Annotated in this window: 1 protein-coding gene and 1 pseudogene; both read right to left on the bottom strand. The window is 39.7% G+C overall.

Features of this window, described 5'->3' with window-relative positions; genetic code table 11:
* The coding region (locus DSY56_RS11685) for a hypothetical protein (RefSeq protein WP_182911132.1) at positions 1 to 242 on the bottom strand (242 nt) is incomplete at its 3' end.
* A 70-nt stretch (positions 243 to 312) separates the two neighbouring features.
* A pseudogene (locus DSY56_RS11680) lies at positions 313 to 564 on the bottom strand (hypothetical protein); the annotation flags it as partial.

Genomic DNA, 564 nt, shown 5'->3' with positions numbered 1-564 from the left:
AATTCTTCTGAGACATTGCGTCGCCGTCTGGCTAGATAAGAAGTCGGAATGACCGTATTATCCAACATAAATACCTTATCTAAGTCAATCAAGGTTGGTCTTGTAAAAGGATTACGAGCTAAATCCGGCTCTTCTATCATAAAGTTCTTGACCAAACGTCTGGTCAAGAGAGCTGGTTTGAAGGTCTGATTTTTAACCAACTCTTTGTTTTTAGTCATGCTGTTGTCAATACAAATATACATATGATTCTTCACAGCCAAATCGCTACTAATAGTCGGAAAAGGCAAATAAAGAGCTACAACATCTCCTCTCTTAATCAAGCAAGAGCACCCCCTTTTCTCCTAATGTAACATAGACAGGATTGACCAAGTCTTCTGATTGGCTCAGAATTTCCAAAGTTTGAGTTTGGCGCCCTGTCAATTTAGTAGCATCTTGTCTCTTCAATACAAAATGCTTGTCGCCAATTACCTTGACACTATAATCCTTCTCCAAAGCTGACTGGTAAATCCACATCAGATATTGTCTGTCCTGAGAACTCAAGAGAGAAGGATGTTCAAGTCTCCC

It is taken from the genome of Streptococcus sp. 596553 (assembly GCF_900411395.1).
In the GTDB taxonomy this organism is placed as follows: Bacteria; Bacillota; Bacilli; order Lactobacillales; family Streptococcaceae; genus Streptococcus; species Streptococcus mitis_BA.
The sequence above is the reverse complement of the archived record's forward strand: the minus strand, read 5'-3'. Positions and strand labels throughout refer to the sequence as shown.